The organism is Lysinibacillus sp. TE18511 (assembly GCF_054062295.1).
This window is the reverse complement of the sequence record NZ_JBSSFD010000012.1, coordinates 1-16,842: the sequence shown is the minus strand read 5'-3', so window position 1 is coordinate 16,842 and position 16,842 is coordinate 1. Positions and strand designations below refer to the sequence as shown.

The window sequence follows — 16,842 nt, the reverse complement described above, 5'->3', positions numbered from 1 at the left end:
AGGCTAATGAAAGTAGTAAACATTTAAGGGGTAGCTAAAAAATCGTTCCAAAAACGACCGTTTATAGTATTTTTTTTGGTTCTTTAACAAAAACGTGAAAAAACCCATCCATATTCAGTACCAAAGCTCATATCCAAAAACAAAGTTCCTTATTTTAAATTCAACAAGGTTTTTGGTGGTGAAAGACTCTTAAAGTTTGTCGCTAAACAAATTGGTGTAGGCTACACGGTCTATGAAGCATATGCGAAACGAGAACCTACTAGGTGAGAGCACTTAGAAGAAATACGTAAAGAATATGGATATCGTAACTTTACTAATCGTGATTATCGAAGGGTTTCTAAATTTCTACAACCATATGCATTAGAAAATGGAAATACAATGTATCTGATTCAAACTGCATTACAAAAACTACGAAAAGAGAAAATTATTTTACCTGCAATACCAAAAATAGAACGAGCTGTATGGGAAGTACGTAAGCGTACAGAAGAAAAGATTTCTAAAGTACTAACATCCTCTTTGACTTCTTCACAACAAGAAAAGTTAGATAGAATACTCCATCCAATTTGAAGTATTTTTCTTCTTTCGCAAGTTATTTCTTTCCTTTTCTCCTTAAAATAATTTATAGTCAATGTAATCGGATATTTAGGAGGAAATTATGGGAAGATTAGTTCATTTTGAAATTCATGTAAGTGACATGGAACGCGCAAAAGCATTTTATGGAGAGGTTTTCGGATGGACCTTTCAAGATTGGAGTGATTATGCCGGAATGCCTTACTTTGGGGCAGTGACTGGTAATGACGATGAACTTGGAATCAATGGTGCTTTAATGCAACGTCAAAGTGCTCCTCCAGAAACAAATCAAGCTTTGAATGGATTTGCTTGTACAATGGGAGTAGAAAATTACGATAGTACGGAAGCTAAAATTCTCGAGAATGGCGGCACGGTCGCAATGCCAAAGTATGCACTACCTGGAATGGCGTGGCAAGGATACTATCTTGATACCGAAGGCAATATTTTTGGCATTCATCAACCTGATGTAAATGCAAAATAGACTCTTTGAACTACTCCCACCTCTATAAGTGGGAGTAGTTCAAGAATTCAGGACTGAAAACCCAAATTAACATAGCAAAACGCATAGTATTGTTCTTTAAAATACATACTACCAATCAGCATTCTAAAAGTATTTGTTGTCTGGGGTGATTAGTCGTGCCAATGCTAGATGTAGAAGGTAGTAGCTTATTCTATCAAGTAAAGGGGGAGGGGACACCAATTGTCTTTATTCATCCTCCATTACTGACCAGCACCAATTTTATTTATCAAGTAGAACAATTATCTAAAAAATATAAAGTGATCACCTTTGATATTAGAGGTCATGGAAGAAGTGTGTATTCCAAACAAGCAATTACATACCCACTTATTGTCAATGATATTGTAAATTTATTGGATTATTTAGAGATAGAGAAAGCGTTTATTAGTGGCTATTCAACTGGTGGCTCGATTTTATTAGAGTTTTTATTATCATATCCCAGTAGAGCTTTAGGCGGTATCGTAATTAGCGGGATGTCTGAAGTGAAGGGTTTTTATTTAAAGCAGCGAATTTCATTAGCAGCCAAACTAGCTAATAAAAAAGCCATTTCTGTCCTTACACTTGCGATTTCATGGGGGAACTCCAAGACACGACAAGTCTTTAGTAAATTGTATAAAGATGCATCCTATGGAGATGTACGGAATATCCAGCAGTATTTCCGCTATAGCCTACACTACAATTGTACAAATCGACTTCAAGATATTGATTCGCCAGTATTGCTTGTCTTTGGTACGAAAGACAAAGCATTCTATCAATATGCCCACATATTAAATGAAAAGCTACCTCATAGTGTATTAGCGTTTTTAGAAAATGAAGAACACCAAATCCCTACAAAATCAGCTGTTAAATTAAACGAAAAGATTGATGAGTTTATTCAGCATCATTACGATAAATAAGTACCTTTTTTATGGATATCAATGAAATGGGATATATGGATTAGGGACTTGTACAAAAAGGAAAAAGTAAAATGGCTATTGAACTGCACTTACAATTGTCGGAACAATCTAACAATTATAGGTGCTTTTCTATTGGCCAAACTGGAGTACTGGTAAAAAACCATTTGAAGGAAAAATAAATTGGACTCAGTCTATTACAATACCGAACCCAATCCTCACTAGCTGCCTTATCCCGGTCTAATTTTTAAGGTCACTTCATGATTTGTATAGAAAAACTTGCAAGTTATCATTTTTGTCGATTGTCGCTAATATGACATCTCTAATGTCTACGTTATAGGTTGACGTAAGTTTATTTTTTAACCAATCCTCAGTAAATTTTGTTTTATTTAACTCATCGTAATCAATTTTTCCTTCTTTTATGAGGTTAAATGGGAGAGAAAAAGGTTCTGGTACCATGTTCAGATCTGCTCGTGTTGGTGGTTGTTGTTGCGGGTATAAAAAACTTGAAATAGATCCATCTGGTTCCCATAAAGCAAGAGCAATTTTTTGAACATCTTCTATCTTTTCTTTTCTTAACTCTGATAAAAGAAAATCAACGGATATTCTTGCCTTTCGTAAGTTTGCGGAAACAATCTGCCCGTTTTTTATAAGTGGAATCGGAAGGGGATCTATAAAATGTCGAAACGAGGCCCATTTCAGGCTCAATAATACACCAGCTGTATATAAAATAACTAAAACTGACATCGAAATCATGGACCCCTTCATCCCTAATCCTTCATCAGATAAGGGATGGGCAATGATATTACCTAAAGAAATTGCCATAGCAAAATCGAGTAATCTCAGCTGGGAAATAGAACGTTGCCCCATAATTTTTGTCGCAAAGAGTAAAAAGAAAAAAGCAATAATCGCTCTTAGAATCCATTGAATTGCTGTAAGTGATTCTTGTCCATTTAAGAAATCCACTCTGACACGTCCTTTTTCTCTTTATGATTTTCTCTTAATTGTCTCCTTTAACACTATTATTATGTGTTTGTGTCCTACACGGCGAATCCTTTGTGACAAAGCTAACATAGTCATTCGTTTACTATTTATTTGAATAATGATGTGTTCGTATTTTCTTTCTTCAACAAACGAATAAGAACTATTAAATACAAGGATTCACGACTACAATTAGTATGAGCCTGTTTATTTGAAAAAACACAACAAAATACATTAATGAAATCGTCGATGGCATATTAGTGCGATCATGGCTAACTAGTAAAGTAAGTGATGTTGTGACTGAAAGCTTAAATCTTGAGTCTGTTGCAGATATCCCAATTTTCAATCGTATTCGTGAGGTGAATAAACAAGAAATGATGGCGATTTGCCAATTCCTTGAGGGAAATAAATAAACATAGAGCTAGATGTCAGAGAACTCATTTGCAATGATCACTGGCAAATGAGTTCTCGTGAATGTTTCCCAGGTCAACATATAATAAAGACAACTTTCACATAAAAACAATCTTCGCTATAGCTTTACCTTACCCGTATAATAATCCTCTGCAATTTCATGAAGAGTTGATGAAAGGACTTTGTCAAAGCTGAGAGAAGGGAACAAAACAAAGTAATGAGGGGCAGTATCATATAAGCTCCAAATCTAAAATGGATTGAAGAAGGTTAGAAACCAAATAGATCAAACTAAGAAACGCACTAAGAAAATATTTAAAAAAAGTCGAATTCCTGTACGAAAAGGAACCGACTTGGTGTTAGATGTATAGAAATTGAAAGAATCCACAATCAAAAAAATAATGTACAACACATTGAAACAAATGATCTTTTGTGTTAAATTTATATAGATAGACATTGTATAAATGGAATTCGGCGTGATATCCCTATTATAATTATATAATGAAATCTATCCTTTCGTCAACTCTTATATTTATTTTTTTAAGGAGTGGTTGTTATGAATTTGAAAATTCAGCAAGAGAAAACAGCAAACAGATTGGAGGACCTAAGTAGTTTGTATCCAGAATTCTGAAGGACGTTGGATGGAGATAACAAATTAGAGAGACTTCATAAAGAAGTAATTGTGATGAAAAACATAGAAATGAGATAGAAAGTAGGACTGATTTTATTGTCGGAGAAAACCCATTCTTTAGAGAAAAAAGCGCCATACGGCATGATTGCCATTTTATTTATTGGTGCCTTTGTTGCTATTTTAAATGAAACATTACTAAACATTGCCCTTCCGTCTATTATGGAAGAATTCGAAGTGAAAGCCACGGCAGTGCAGTGGCTTTCTACGGGCTATATGCTTATTAACGGTATTTTGATACCCGCGAGTGCGTTCTTTATTCAGCGCTTTTCTGATAAAAAGTTATTTATAACAGCTATGTCATTGTTTACTTTAGGAACGTTCTTAGCTAGTATCGCACCTTCGTTCGGTGTGTTATTAGGGGCTCGAATGATTCAAGCTGCAGGATCGGCGATTATGATGCCGTTATTAATGAACGTCATGCTTACCGCTTTTCCAGTCGAAAAAAGAGGGGCAGCGATGGGGATGTTTGGACTTGTTATGATTACAGCTCCAGCGATTGGTCCGACTCTTTCAGGATGGTTGATTGAACATTACAATTGGAGAATGTTATTTGATCTTGTTCTGCCAATTGCCATTGTAACCTTAATTTTTGCAGCCTTTAAATTAAAAGATGTAACACCACAACGTGCTATTAAGCTTGATGTCTTTTCTCTTGTTTTATCTAGCATTGGATTTGGTGGCTTGCTTTATGGCTTTAGTTCCGCGGGGGAAAAAGGATGGGATAGTCCACTTGTTTACGGCACGATTATTATTGGTACACTTGCTTTAATTACCTTTACACTTCGTCAACTTCGATTGGATGAGCCTATGCTTGAGTTTCGCATCTTTAAATATCCAATGTTCGCCTTATCATCGGCCATTTCAATTGTAATTGCTGTCGCGATGTTTTCAGCCATGATCTTGATGCCCATTTATGTACAAACAATTCGTGGGATTTCACCAATGGATTCCGGACTACTAATGCTTCCTGGAGCTATTGTCATGGGGATTATGTCGCCAATTACAGGGAAACTCTTTGATAAGTATGGAGCAAGAAGTTTGGCAGTGATCGGATTGACTATTACCATTGTGACAACTTATTACTTTAGCAAAATTAGTATGAATACAGCATATTCTACCCTTGTTTTACTGTATACTCTACGTATGTTTGGGATGTCAATGGTCATGATGCCAGTCATGACAAATGGTTTGAATCAATTGCCAGCGCATAATAATCCACACGGAACAGCTATGAATAATACACTACAGCAAGTATCAGGTGCAATTGGTTCCGCGGTGTTGATTACCGTAATGAACCATCAAACGACTGCAAAAGCAGAGGAACTAGCTGCTGACGCAATGGCAAACATGAGTGCAAACGCAGTTCAACCATCTGCACAGGCTGCAGCTGAAATGCAACAACACATCATGAATGAAGCGATGTTACATGGTATTAATTTTACCTTTTTCATTTCAACATTAATTGCGGTGATCGCCCTTATCCTTGCATTCTTTATTAAAAGAGTTACACCTCCTCACGAAGTTAAGACGGATGGGGAACATTTAGAAACTGTTAATGAGCAATAATTAAGCTAGAAAACGGGTGATGCTTACCTCAAGCAACACCCGTTTTTATTTGTTTGAAATTGTCCGCAGACTAATTCTTTCATGATTTATCGAACTGTAAAAATATAAAAATAAGTCTGAAAATTAAATTGACAATGGAAACAAATTACAATACAATTTGATTGATTCATCAATCATTTTCTGAAAGGAGTTTCTAAATGGAACCTAAACTTACTATTGATGAAAAAAAGAAAATAAAAAGATCTACTATTCTAAACGCCGCAATCAAATTATATAGCGAGAATGGTTTTGCAGAGACAAAAGTTGCCGAAATAGCGAAAGAGGCAGGCGTTAGTTTTGGTACTGTATTTACGTACTTTGATTCAAAAGAAGCTCTTTATGAATCAGTGTTTCTAGAGCCATTGGAGGAAATCAAAACCTATTTTATCGAGATAGAAAACCACTTTAAAGGTGAGCCTCTTGAAGTCGTGAAGGAAATGATCGATTGCCATGTACAACTGTTTTCAATGAGAAATGAATACCTTCGTATAATTCAGCAGGTTCTTGCGAGACCTGATCGATTTCCAAAACTTTTTAATGAACTTAACGATTTCGTCAATGGGTTTATCGTCAGTATTCATCCAGTTATTGAAGCCGGGCAAAGGCTTGGTTACTTTTATGAAGAACCAACGTCATTAATTGCTAAATCATACTTATCCATCTTAAATGGGATGCGTTTAACGTTTGTAGATGAATATACAAGTATGATGTGGAAGGAAATAACGAGACAAGCGCTGAGATTATTTGGTCCTATCACGAATAAGGGGTGATTAATATGAAATGGAGAGATATCCATCCAAATGTCAAACTTCGTCTAGCCATGCAATTTCTAGGCAGCCTTATTTCGATGGCTGTTATACCGTTTCTAGCAATCTATTTTTCTCAAAAAATCGGCGCCACTAAAACAGGTATTATTCTTATCATCATTGTTATGAGTGGGGTCATTGGTGGGTTAATCGGCGGTCATGTCTCAGACAGAATAGGTCGAAAAAAAATAATGATTTATTCTGAACTGGGTCTATTGCTTTCATATCTGTTTATAGCACTTTGTAATTCCCCTTGGTTTGACGTACCATATTTATCTGCAGCATTTTTTACCATCAATATGTTCTGGGGTGGAATGTTTCAACCAGCAGCACAGGCTATGATTATTGATATTACTAATTCCGAATCGCGTAAGGTTATATTTACAATTAGCTATTGGTTAGGGAATTTAGCAACTGCTATTGGAGGAATTATTGGCGCATTTCTTTTCAAAAATTACTTATTCGAATTATTTATTGGGATATCACTCATCTCTTTATTATCTGTATTAATAACCTTATTTTTCATTACGGAAACCTACACACCCGAACCTTCTTCTAAGACTTCAAATCAAACACAAAAATTTGCATTAAAAGCGATGTTTAAAAACTTTTCTACCGTTTTAAAAGATAAGCTGTTTATGTTTTATATTTTGGGAGCAATTTTTATTTTTTCTTTGGAACAGTCATTAACTAACTATATTGGGATTCGTCTCGAAAAAGATATACCTCATCAGTCTGCTTCATTGTTTGGAATAGATTTCATACTTGATGGCACAAAGATGCTAGGTTTTCTTCGAACGGAGAATACAATTCTTGTAGTCCTCCTATCCGGTGTCGTATTATTCGTATTTAAAAAGTGGAGTGATCGTTGGACTTTAGTTACAGGGATGTTGATTTTTTCGATCTGTTTTAGTGTTTTTGCCTTTACAAATAGCGTGTTGATTCTTTTTATTGCTATGTTTATTGGAACAATTGGTGAACTGATGTATGTTCCTATTAAACAAGCGATGATAGGGGAAATTGCACCACCAAACGCTCGTAGCACCTATATGGCTTTTAATAGTATGACGATCTATGGCGCAATAGTTGTTTCTTCGCTGCTGATCATCGTTGGGGAGTGGATTCCTCCAGTATATATGGGAGGATTGCTTCTTGTACTAGGATTAACGGGTACATTTTTGTTCTACATAATAACAAAAACACTAGACTCTAAAGTAAGTGAGGAAAATGAAAGTAAAGTACCTGTTTAGTATTAAAGGATATCCTCATCAGAAAACAAAAAAGTTTTTTGTTTTCTAGGGAAAATAATAAGCTCATCACCATAACGTGTGGTTGATTTCCGTTCCGACTGGGCGCTTTCCTGTGGGCGTCCGATGAGCCGCTTCACTCGCGATGCTCGCTGCAGGGTCTCGGGGCAACAGGATGTTGGTCACGAAGGCGTTATCACAGGACGTGATGGTTTTAGCCTTCGTTCCTCTAACGCTGATCTCCAAGGAGTCGCCCAGCCTTCACTTCAATCAACTTATACACAAAGCATTTATCTTAACAAATGTCATCCACAACTTTTGGTGAAGAGCCAAATAATGACGAAAGAATGTACTAGGAGCAATATAGTAATTTTCATAGAAAACTGTTTCAGGCTTTATGTGGAGCGAATTCCAACAGGGAAGCCAGAATAATAAATCAAATGAAAGTGAGTTGCAAATAATAATGGAGATAATGAGTAAGGTTCATGTTTGGATGGGAATTAGCAACGTAGATAACGATACTTTTAATGAATATTTTGAAATCGATTATAGTGATCCAGACATGGATATTGATGATCCTAAATATAAAATATGTGAATTTTGTAAGGATATTAATGAAAAATTCTATGACGAGGATTGGATTGGTGTCTACTGGCAAGATAAATTAACAGATGTGGATGAATTTATTGAGGAACTCTCAGTAGAGGATGAGAAGATGGTTGAAATAAAAAAAATTTGTATTCACAAAGGATTAGAAAAAGTAAACACAATGTTTTATTATTTCGATCCGGAAATAGAAATTACTGATGTTAACAAGCTTTATAACGGACTGCATTATATCGGATTATTCGATACCGACTTTTAGTGCAGTAAGTGTGTTAAAAGAGGAGGAAATTCCTTGGTAATAGATGGTGTTTCTGCTCAAGAAATGAGGCTGCTTCTGCGTTGCTGGGGAATATCCTTCTGCTCAAATGGCAAGAGATACGCGACATTTATAAAAAAGTTTGATTAAAAATCCTGTGTTGATATATGCAGGATTTTTTCTTGTTCCACAAACTTGTGAGATTTCCTCGCAAAACAGGTGGTTAAAAAGGTCATTGAGACCACTCCAAATGAATATCTTTTCCTTCGATATATAAAAACTTTATGTCGAAATAACCGAAATGTAAGAATTGTAAAAATATTCATAATATCTTATCATAGAACTGTAAATGCTTTCATTGATAAGTGAGGAGGATGACAGTGTTAAGAGCATTAAAAGTAGGTCTAGTTATTGAGCGAGCGAATCGGAAAAATTTAGTCGCATTACTAGCTGTTGTTATGATCGTTTTTGGTTTTATGTTTTATATAAAAGCACAAGCTGTTGGTAATCAACTTGTCGAGAAAAAGGGTGATTTTTATTCAGCACAAGCTATACTATCAAAGTTTCAAATTAAAGATGCTTCAGAAACAGGTGACGGAAGCGACTTATATAAAAATTTAGTTAAACAAAAAAGCACTATTGCTTTACAAATAGCAGCATTAACGATGGACAAACAATCTATGTATTATGAGACTTCACTTAAACTCGCAGAATTAAGACAAGAGGCATTCGAATTAGAAGGATATGAAAATGTTGCAGAATTATTACCTTCTAAATTGCAAAATTCTATGGACTATCTTTATTTTAAGAGGATGGTTGATGAGGGAAAGGATACAATATCCGATTTATTTCAGTACATGCCGTTTTTATTATTTTTCTTTTTACACGTTGGAGCAGGCTGGTACATATTTATAAGCTTCCATACAAGTTCTATTTTGCTTGATGACTTTGAGCATTCTAGTATAATTAAGGGCTTTCCTGTCCGATTTGATCACTATATTTTATCTAAATGCATTATTACTTTTTTATCTATAGTTATAAGCATTTTGCTCATTTTTATTTGCGCGATTCCATTGTGGTTATTAAATGGACTTGGTAACCCATTAGAGCCTGTAGGGATCTATATAGGAAATGCCACATTAATATCTACAATTCAATATATTGCAATGAGCGTTGGTTATATGATATTAATTTCAATTTTTGTAACGCTATTGTCGATTATTTTAAATGTGTTACTGAAAAATATGTATTTAACTTTATTTGTACACTTTATTTTATTCTTTTTACCGATGATTTTTCCATCTCTTATTAGTTTATTACCCTATAATCCTTTTAATTTCATGAACTTCAATGATATTTTACTAGGCGTACCAGTAGATTTAGCGAAGCCTGTAGATATTACGATGAATTTAGGCTTAATCATCATATGTATAAGTATTATTTTAATGTTATTCGTGATTAAAACATTTTTCTCAACAGGAAAAATCAATAGGGCATAGGGGGTATTAAGCATGTGGAGTTATTTTAAATTTGAATTCAAGCAGTTTTTTACGAATAAGAAAAACGTAGCCATCTATTTTTTGCTTGCTTTTGCAACCCTTTTTTATGTATTTAAAATAGCGCCAACTTACAATCCAATTGAAAGTGTTGACTATGATGAAATTGAGGCGCGCTATTTAACACGTCAGGAATTTTTAGATCATATGGAAGGACAAGATTTACATAATGTACATCCTTCCGTTATTTACGCTATTGAAATATTTAAGGAAATTAACCCTATAGATAAAGGAAGATTAGATGCATTAGATGAGGGCAATTTTAAAAAATATGCAGATTTAACTAGCGATTGGTACTTCTTTACGAATTCGATTACATATAGAAATGAGGCATTTTCATATAACTCAAAGTATTTTATAAAAAATAACAAGTATGCAGAAGATGATGCCTTTTACGCCTATTTAGAGCAGGCTGTCCGTTATGATTCTTATTCGAAAGCAGATTATGAGTTATCATTGGAAATTTTTGAACAACGTACAGCGCTTCAAACGTTCGAACGTCTATTAAAGAGTGTACTTCCAATTATTTTAATTGTCTGTGTACTTCTTTTATCAATTGATATTGTAAAAAAAGATCAACGTCATCCATCTATTTTAAAGGGTTTTCCAATTAGTGATTGGAAAAAGCTACTTGTGAAAATGTTCGTTGCACTACTAGGTAGCGTGGTATTATTTGTACCGCTTATAGTTGGCATCTTTATCATAGGATTACAATCCGGTTTTGGGAATTTCAATTTACCATCTCCTGTGTATGCAGCTCATCTCGATTGGCGTGTGGACGGTAAATTTGAAATGATGACATTAGGTACGTTTTTAGGACAATCCTTCATTTTACTTTTTACCTGGTTTATCGTCATGATCAACGTTGTGCTATTATGCAGTATTATTTTCCGCAGTGAGATGGTCAATTTCGCTGTTGGCTTGTTCCTTATTTTCGGCGAGAATTTTTATTCCAGCCGTTACGTCGGCTATTTTTGGGACGTTCAAAACTATCCGACTTCTTACATTCAAGTCGGACAAATTATTTCAAAAAGGCGAAATTTTTATTATATGAACAATCAGTTAGATTTTACTTTAGGATTACAGCTGTTACTTGGACTAGCAGGGGTTGTCATTTTTTTAATGATACTGATTGCATTGAATAGGCGATTTAAGCTAATTAAATAGGAGGCGTAAAGATGCTTGAAGTTCAAAATATAACCGTGCAATTTGGGGAAAATAAAGTGTTAAATGATATTTCAATGACATTTGAGCAAGGAGAAATGATCGGGCTTGTTGCACCAAATGGAACGGGAAAATCCACATTAATGAATGTGTTAATGAATTATGTGAAACCTACGAAAGGAAAAGTAGTATTTAAAGAAGGTCTAAGTTACTCGAATAAATCAAATGAAGTAAAAATTCATCAATTCGTGTCGATGATGCCAGACCAAAGTGACTTGTATAATCACTTAAGTGGGCGCGAGCATTTAAAAATGTTCGCAACCATGTGGCAATCCGATTTAAAACTGATTGATGAAACAATCGAAGCATTAAACATGGGGCATTATGTGAATAAAAAAACCGGCACGTATTCCCTTGGTATGCGACAACGTCTATGCTTTGCAATGCAAATTGTCACAAATACGGAAATTATGATGATGGACGAAGTAATGAACGGACTTGATCCAAATAATGTAGAAATCATTTCGAAAATATTAGTAAAGAAAAAGGCGGAAGGTAAGATTATTATTATTGCCTCCCATTTACTTGATAATTTAGAGAAATATGCAGACCGAATTTTCTTATTTAATAAAGGAAAGCTAGTTAATACCAATCAAGTAATAGAAGGTTTTAGTCAGGCGCATATTAAAACTATTCGAGTAAAAAACATGGAAGATCATACTAAAAAACAACTTCGCGAGCTATTTCCAAATCTAGAACTTCAAACACTTACAAATGGAATGTCACTCATTCATTTACCAAGTTCTGAAGCAAGTTTATTAAGTTCGCTTACATCTTTTTTAGTTGAGAGAAATGTGGTGGATTTTGCATTTGGGAAAGTTACATTAAATGATTTGTATTCAATGTATTATCATGAAGATAGCATTGGAGACAGCCAGAACAACCACTTTAATTATGAGGACTAAAAATCAGCTTAATAGAGGGATTTTAAAAAGGAAAGTCCTAACTTTTATGCCCTTGTATTTGGACAATATAGTTAGGACATTCTTTACTTCGAGACATAAAAGTAGGGATATTTGAAATTGAAATCTGTAGATCCTTGTCCATATACTTCAAGGTGGTTCAAACAAAACTACAGGGATTAGGTTTTCAAATTCACTCACTTGTACATTCCAGTTTAAGTTGTAATTATTCAAACTGGCTTTTCTCCGTTAGTGAAGCTGGTGCTAAAGCAAATGCATCTGTTTAAGTTTGGCTGAAACGGCAAAAGCAAACGGAATCGGTATGGAAATATTGAAAACATTTCCATATACCCTATAATTATTTGCATAAACAAATTTCTAGCAAGGGCTTGTTTATAATAATTATTCGAGGTAACTAAATGAAAAGAAAATACAATAACATGTTTCCATTCTTGTTTTCACCCTTGATAGTGGCGTTAGTTACTACATTCATTATTCAATTCATTGAAGAGAAGCCGGAATCGGAATTAATTGGGTTCACAATGTTTGAAAATCTCATGATATCTGCATTGATTTTTTTAGGTCTCTATTTATTTACAATAATCGTTGTAGCACCTATTGATCTTTATTTAATGAATAGGTTAAAAAACAAAATACTATACTTTATCCTATTCAATAGCATCGGTTTAGTGTTGATAGCGTGTCTTAACGTGTGGATATTGAAAAGTGATGATTTAAAATATTTGTTTTTAATTTTCCCGTTATTTGCAATACTTTCATTATCAGTTGAAGTCTATTTCAAAAAATGATTTTGTGCTTAGAATTTATCATAAATCACAGCGTCAATTTACTTTGTGGTGATGTTTGCAGTTTCATTCTTTTCATCTCGTGAAGCAATGGTTAATCATACTAGTATTTTATTAAACAAAAAGAAGGATTTTTAGCATTTGAGTAGAATATTTTATAGTATCCCAGGAAATGTTTGGAGGTAGCAATGATGTTACTTTATAATTGATCGATCATCTCCTTAAAAAATTATTAAATAATTTAGGAGTTGATATATGATGATTTATAAAAAATCTATGGATGGAATTTCTTCTGATATGTTGAATGGCTTTTTTGTTGATTGGCCAAATCCACCAAATCCACAAACGCATTTAAAGTTGTTAAAAAACAGTAGTAAAGTGATTATTGCTATAGATGATCACACGAATCAAGTAGTTGGGTTTATAACAGCAATTAGCGATGGCGTTCTATCTGCCTACATTCCGTTCCTTGAAGTGTTGCCAGCGTATAAAAAGAAAGGTATTGGCAAGGAATTAGTAAAACAAATATTAAAAGAACTTGATGATATATATATGATTGATTTGTGTTGTGATGATGACTTAATTCCTTATTACGAGAATTTTGGCATGATAAAATCAAACGGAATGCTCGTAAGAAATTACGAAATGCAGTCGGGAATATCAAATAAAAAGCGATGAGTAACAGCTCATTTAGCAACGAAAAAATAACGATAAAAGACACCAAGGATTCTGCTTTGGTGTCTTTGTCATTTTAGGATTTACATATAATTATCCTTAATCCTGCCTCCATAGTTAAACGACAATTAGTAATCAAAGGCAGTCGTGTTGATTAGGAAAAAATAAGTTTATTATTGAGAGATAAAAGGATTTTTTTGTTGCTATTTTGCTAATATATGACCATCTTAACTGATTGTAGCGTAGGGCTACTCGACTCCCGCGGGAAAGCGAGACAGACGAGACCCTGCACGAAGCGGAGCGGAGGAAGCGGCTCGACGCTCGCCCGCAGGAAAGCGAGTAGCCCGTAGCGAAAATCAGAGCCTTTTAAATATATAAAGGAACATCGGATCATTTGTAAGCTTAAACTAGTTACAATGATTGAATTCCTTTACAGAAATAAATTATTATTTGATAATAATTGCTTAACATAGATTTAACACGCACCTATTTAAAATAATGAAAATGAGGTGATGACGATATGAGAATTCTTGTTGTTGAAGATGAGATAGATTTACAGGAAGCTATCGCTGAGGGACTTAGAATGGAAGGGTATGCAGTTGATACATGTAGTAATGGAGAAGATGCTTATGAACTGGCGTACGTTGAAAACTATGACTTAATAATCCTTGACTTAAATCTTCCGAAAATGGACGGATTAAAGGTTTTAGAAAAGATACGAGAAGAAAATAACGAATTAAAAGTCTTAATCCTTAGTGCAAGAAGTAGCGTAAACGACAAAGTTAAAGGCTTAGATATTGGTGCGAATGATTATTTAACTAAACCATTTGAATTTGCAGAATTGGAAGCAAGAATAAGAAATTTATTAAGGCGAAAATTTGTGCAGGAAAATAGCCTTTTATCTTGCGGTCACATAAATATTGATTTATCTAAACGCACCGCATTTGTGGGTGAAAAAGAACTGATACTCACAAAAAAAGAATTCGCATTGCTTGAATACTTTCTGCTAAATCAAGAAAAAGTAGTCAGTCAAGAAGAGTTGATTGAACACGTTTGGGATGGAAGTGCTGATAGCTTTAGTGGTGCTATTCGCGTTCATATCGCCACATTACGAAAAAAAATGAAAGTTCTTTTAGATTATGATCCAATACGTACAAAGATTGGTGAGGGGTATTTTATAACTAAAAATGATGGTGATGCTTGATGTTCAAAAAAATGCCAATTCGGCTGCGACTTACTGTAATGATGATCATTTTATTAACGATTTGTTGTATAGGACTTACATTAATTTTGAATTTTTCTGCCGGTATAATGGCAACAAGAATTGATGCAGCCGCTTTATTACCTGCACAAGTGGTTGGTGAAGGTAGCAATAGTATGGACAGTCTCCAAACGCCACCAGATGTCATGATGCCTACACCATCAGAAGAATCACAACAAGCAAGAACGGACTTTAAGATGAATAGTATTGTTTATCTGCTTATAGTTATAGTCGGTGGTGGCGTATTGACATACTATGTATCGGGTAAAGTGTTAAAACCACTTGATACACTAAATAGTCAAATTAAAAATAGGACTGTACATAATTTATCGGAAACGATGGACATTCCCTCAACCAATGATGAAATAGCTGAGCTAACGCAGTCCTTTAATGAAATGACGGATACGCTAAACGATGCTTTTATGATGCAAAGTCGCTTTTCTGCAAATGCGGCTCATGAACTTCGAACGCCACTTGCGGTTTTAAAAACAAAGGTGGATGTATTTAAAAAGAAACATATACATTCTACAGAAGAATATGATGCGCTGATTTCAGTTTTTGAAAAGCAAATACAGCGATTATCTGAGCTTGTTAGTAGCCTTTTAGATATGACAAATATGAACGATGAACTTGCGAATGAAACGATTTGCTTGAAGGATGTTTTAGAAGATATTGTTTCTGAGCTTTCTCATATTGCTGATGAAAAAGATGTTACATTATATTTGGATTGCGATGAAAGCGTTGTTTATGGTAATACCGACTTACTGTATCAAGCGCTTTATAATATTATTGAAAATGGTATTAAATACAATATTGTCGGTGGTATGGTAATCATTACTGATAAAACGGATAAAAAGCAGGTAATCGTTGAAATTAAAGATACGGGAATCGGGATCCCTGATGATGAAAAAAAGAATATATTTGAGCCGTTTTATAGAGTGGATAAATCACGCTCTCGTGAAATGGGCGGTTCAGGCTTAGGACTTTCTATTGTGCAAAGTATTATACACAAGCACAACGGAAGCATCGTAGTTACGGATCATGAAAACGGCGGTACTTGTTTCGAAATTACGCTTGGCAAAATAAAATAAGAAAATGAAAAGGCTTTGAATGGCAGTTGAAACTGTTTATTTAAAGCCTTTTTTTGTGAATTTATAAAAACTATTCCTCTTAACATGGATTTAACATGAATTATTATAAACTGGTGATATCAAGTAGAAAGGTTGCAAGCTATGCTGATGAAGTCTGTGGTACGAACGATGGCAGACTTTCTCTTGTGAAGAAAATAGATGACTAAGTCAGATAGGGGGATAGAAAAATTACAGGTGAACCAACTCTAAGGTTACAATGAACATTTTAAGAGTGATGTCAAAAAATAGAACGGTTAACATTGTTACAAATCTTGGGTAGTAACTAAAAACATTCTAGGAGGAATTTATGATGAAGAAAAAATTAACAATTACAACATTGGTGCTAGGATTATCGATTGTTGCAGGATCTGCATATGCTGCGAGCAATAACGACATGTGGGAAACTACTAAATCCAGTGAACCTGTCAACTTAGAAGAAATGGCGAAAGAAAAAGGGATTACAGTAGACGAATTGATTGCTCAACTTGAAAAAGAAGGCAAACTAACAAAAGCTGCTAATGTAACTGAATCTACGAAAGCTAAAGGCACGATTGAGTCAGATACGGCCAGCAATACTAGTGAAGTCACAAATTCTAGTGAACCCGTTAACTTGGAAGAAATGGCGAAAGAAAAAGGGATTACAGTAGACGAATTGATTGCTCAACTTGAAAAAGAAGGCAAACTAACAAAAGCTGCTAATGTAACTGA

14 protein-coding genes and 3 pseudogenes are annotated in these 16,842 nt (G+C 34.5%); 15 read left to right on the top strand and 2 right to left on the bottom strand.

The genetic code is table 11. The annotated features are described in order from the left end of the window. Window positions 1–180 precede the first annotated feature (180 nt). The 3 genes and pseudogenes from ACVWXS_RS11210 to ACVWXS_RS11200 form a co-directional block, all read left to right on the top strand. A pseudogene (locus ACVWXS_RS11210) lies at window positions 181–564 on the top strand (DUF4158 domain-containing protein); the annotation flags it as partial. A 91-nt stretch (window positions 565–655) separates the two neighbouring features. Further along, window positions 656–1,051 (top strand): VOC family protein, encoded by a 396-nt coding sequence (locus ACVWXS_RS11205; RefSeq protein WP_427522207.1) that lies wholly within the window; start codon window positions 656–658, stop codon window positions 1,049–1,051. A gap of 155 nt (window positions 1,052–1,206) precedes the next feature. Continuing rightward, window positions 1,207–1,983: an alpha/beta fold hydrolase gene (locus tag ACVWXS_RS11200; protein ID WP_456958249.1), complete on the top strand. Its 777-nt coding sequence runs from the start codon at window positions 1,207–1,209 to the stop codon at window positions 1,981–1,983. Window positions 1,984–2,238: 255 nt separating this feature from the next. Here the strand turns inward: ACVWXS_RS11200 and ACVWXS_RS11195 are convergent, their stop codons facing one another. Next, window positions 2,239–2,946 carry a DUF421 domain-containing protein gene (locus ACVWXS_RS11195; RefSeq protein WP_427419055.1) on the bottom strand — a complete coding sequence of 236 codons (708 nt, stop codon included), beginning with the start codon at window positions 2,944–2,946 and terminating at the stop codon, window positions 2,239–2,241. A gap of 248 nt (window positions 2,947–3,194) precedes the next feature. On the opposite strand from ACVWXS_RS11195, the pseudogene ACVWXS_RS11190 reads away from it, so the two are divergent. The 4 genes and pseudogenes from ACVWXS_RS11190 to ACVWXS_RS11175 form a co-directional block, all read left to right on the top strand. Continuing rightward, window positions 3,195–3,374: pseudogene (locus tag ACVWXS_RS11190) on the top strand (ABC transporter); the annotation flags it as partial. A 767-nt stretch (window positions 3,375–4,141) separates the two neighbouring features. Continuing rightward, window positions 4,142–5,626: a DHA2 family efflux MFS transporter permease subunit gene (locus tag ACVWXS_RS11185; RefSeq protein ID WP_456958326.1), complete on the top strand. Its 1,485-nt coding sequence runs from the start codon at window positions 4,142–4,144 to the stop codon at window positions 5,624–5,626. 197 nt (window positions 5,627–5,823) lie between these two features. Next, window positions 5,824–6,435, top strand: coding sequence for a TetR/AcrR family transcriptional regulator (locus ACVWXS_RS11180; RefSeq protein ID WP_456958248.1), 612 nt, complete (start codon window positions 5,824–5,826; stop codon window positions 6,433–6,435). 5 nt (window positions 6,436–6,440) lie between these two features. Further along, window positions 6,441–7,721, top strand: coding sequence for an MFS transporter (locus ACVWXS_RS11175; protein ID WP_456958325.1), 1,281 nt, complete (start codon window positions 6,441–6,443; stop codon window positions 7,719–7,721). A gap of 66 nt (window positions 7,722–7,787) precedes the next feature. On the opposite strand, the gene ACVWXS_RS11170 is transcribed toward ACVWXS_RS11175, so the two are convergent. Continuing rightward, a complete protein-coding gene (locus ACVWXS_RS11170) occupies window positions 7,788–7,964 on the bottom strand; it encodes a hypothetical protein (RefSeq protein ID WP_456958247.1) in 177 nt (58 codons plus the stop codon). 226 nt (window positions 7,965–8,190) lie between these two features. Here ACVWXS_RS11170 and ACVWXS_RS11165 point away from each other — a divergent pair, with 226 nt between their 5' ends. The 8 genes and pseudogenes from ACVWXS_RS11165 to ACVWXS_RS11130 all read left to right on the top strand — a co-directional run. Continuing rightward, the gene (locus tag ACVWXS_RS11165; RefSeq protein ID WP_456958246.1) at window positions 8,191–8,583 is read left to right on the top strand and encodes an immunity 22 family protein; all 393 of its coding nucleotides are present in this window, start codon (window positions 8,191–8,193) and stop codon (window positions 8,581–8,583) included. A 371-nt stretch (window positions 8,584–8,954) separates the two neighbouring features. Next, on the top strand, window positions 8,955–10,079 hold the full coding sequence (locus tag ACVWXS_RS11160; protein WP_456958245.1) for an ABC transporter: 1,125 nt from the start codon (window positions 8,955–8,957) through the stop codon (window positions 10,077–10,079). 12 nt (window positions 10,080–10,091) lie between these two features. Beyond that, complete coding sequence (locus tag ACVWXS_RS11155) at window positions 10,092–11,303, top strand: ABC transporter permease (protein WP_456958244.1); 1,212 nt, start codon at window positions 10,092–10,094, stop codon at window positions 11,301–11,303. Window positions 11,304–11,314: 11 nt separating this feature from the next. Continuing rightward, window positions 11,315–12,265, top strand: a complete 951-nt coding sequence (locus ACVWXS_RS11150; RefSeq protein WP_456958243.1) for an ABC transporter ATP-binding protein — start codon at window positions 11,315–11,317, stop codon at window positions 12,263–12,265. 1,061 nt (window positions 12,266–13,326) lie between these two features. Beyond that, window positions 13,327–13,746: a GNAT family N-acetyltransferase gene (locus ACVWXS_RS11145; protein WP_456958324.1), complete on the top strand. Its 420-nt coding sequence runs from the start codon at window positions 13,327–13,329 to the stop codon at window positions 13,744–13,746. Window positions 13,747–14,263: 517 nt separating this feature from the next. Further along, window positions 14,264–14,947, top strand: a complete 684-nt coding sequence (locus tag ACVWXS_RS11140; RefSeq protein ID WP_456958242.1) for a response regulator transcription factor — start codon at window positions 14,264–14,266, stop codon at window positions 14,945–14,947. Window positions 14,948–14,958: 11 nt separating this feature from the next. Further along, a complete protein-coding gene (locus tag ACVWXS_RS11135; protein WP_456958241.1) occupies window positions 14,959–16,095 on the top strand; it encodes a sensor histidine kinase in 1,137 nt (378 codons plus the stop codon). 349 nt (window positions 16,096–16,444) lie between these two features. Then, window positions 16,445–16,842: pseudogene (locus tag ACVWXS_RS11130) on the top strand (hypothetical protein); the annotation flags it as partial.

Coding starts and splice junctions, on each gene's coding strand:
- ACVWXS_RS11135 (WP_456958241.1), top strand. CDS start 14,959: ATGCCAATTCGGCTGCGACTTACTGTAATGATGATCATTTTATTAACG.
- ACVWXS_RS11155 (WP_456958244.1), top strand. CDS start 10,092: ATGTGGAGTTATTTTAAATTTGAATTCAAGCAGTTTTTTACGAATAAG.
- ACVWXS_RS11185 (WP_456958326.1), top strand. CDS start 4,142: ATGATTGCCATTTTATTTATTGGTGCCTTTGTTGCTATTTTAAATGAA.
- ACVWXS_RS11150 (WP_456958243.1), top strand. CDS start 11,315: ATGCTTGAAGTTCAAAATATAACCGTGCAATTTGGGGAAAATAAAGTG.
- ACVWXS_RS11145 (WP_456958324.1), top strand. CDS start 13,327: ATGATTTATAAAAAATCTATGGATGGAATTTCTTCTGATATGTTGAAT.
- ACVWXS_RS11140 (WP_456958242.1), top strand. CDS start 14,264: ATGAGAATTCTTGTTGTTGAAGATGAGATAGATTTACAGGAAGCTATC.
- ACVWXS_RS11175 (WP_456958325.1), top strand. CDS start 6,441: ATGAAATGGAGAGATATCCATCCAAATGTCAAACTTCGTCTAGCCATG.
- ACVWXS_RS11205 (WP_427522207.1), top strand. CDS start 656: ATGGGAAGATTAGTTCATTTTGAAATTCATGTAAGTGACATGGAACGC.
- ACVWXS_RS11180 (WP_456958248.1), top strand. CDS start 5,824: ATGGAACCTAAACTTACTATTGATGAAAAAAAGAAAATAAAAAGATCT.
- ACVWXS_RS11160 (WP_456958245.1), top strand. CDS start 8,955: ATGACAGTGTTAAGAGCATTAAAAGTAGGTCTAGTTATTGAGCGAGCG.
- ACVWXS_RS11165 (WP_456958246.1), top strand. CDS start 8,191: ATGAGTAAGGTTCATGTTTGGATGGGAATTAGCAACGTAGATAACGAT.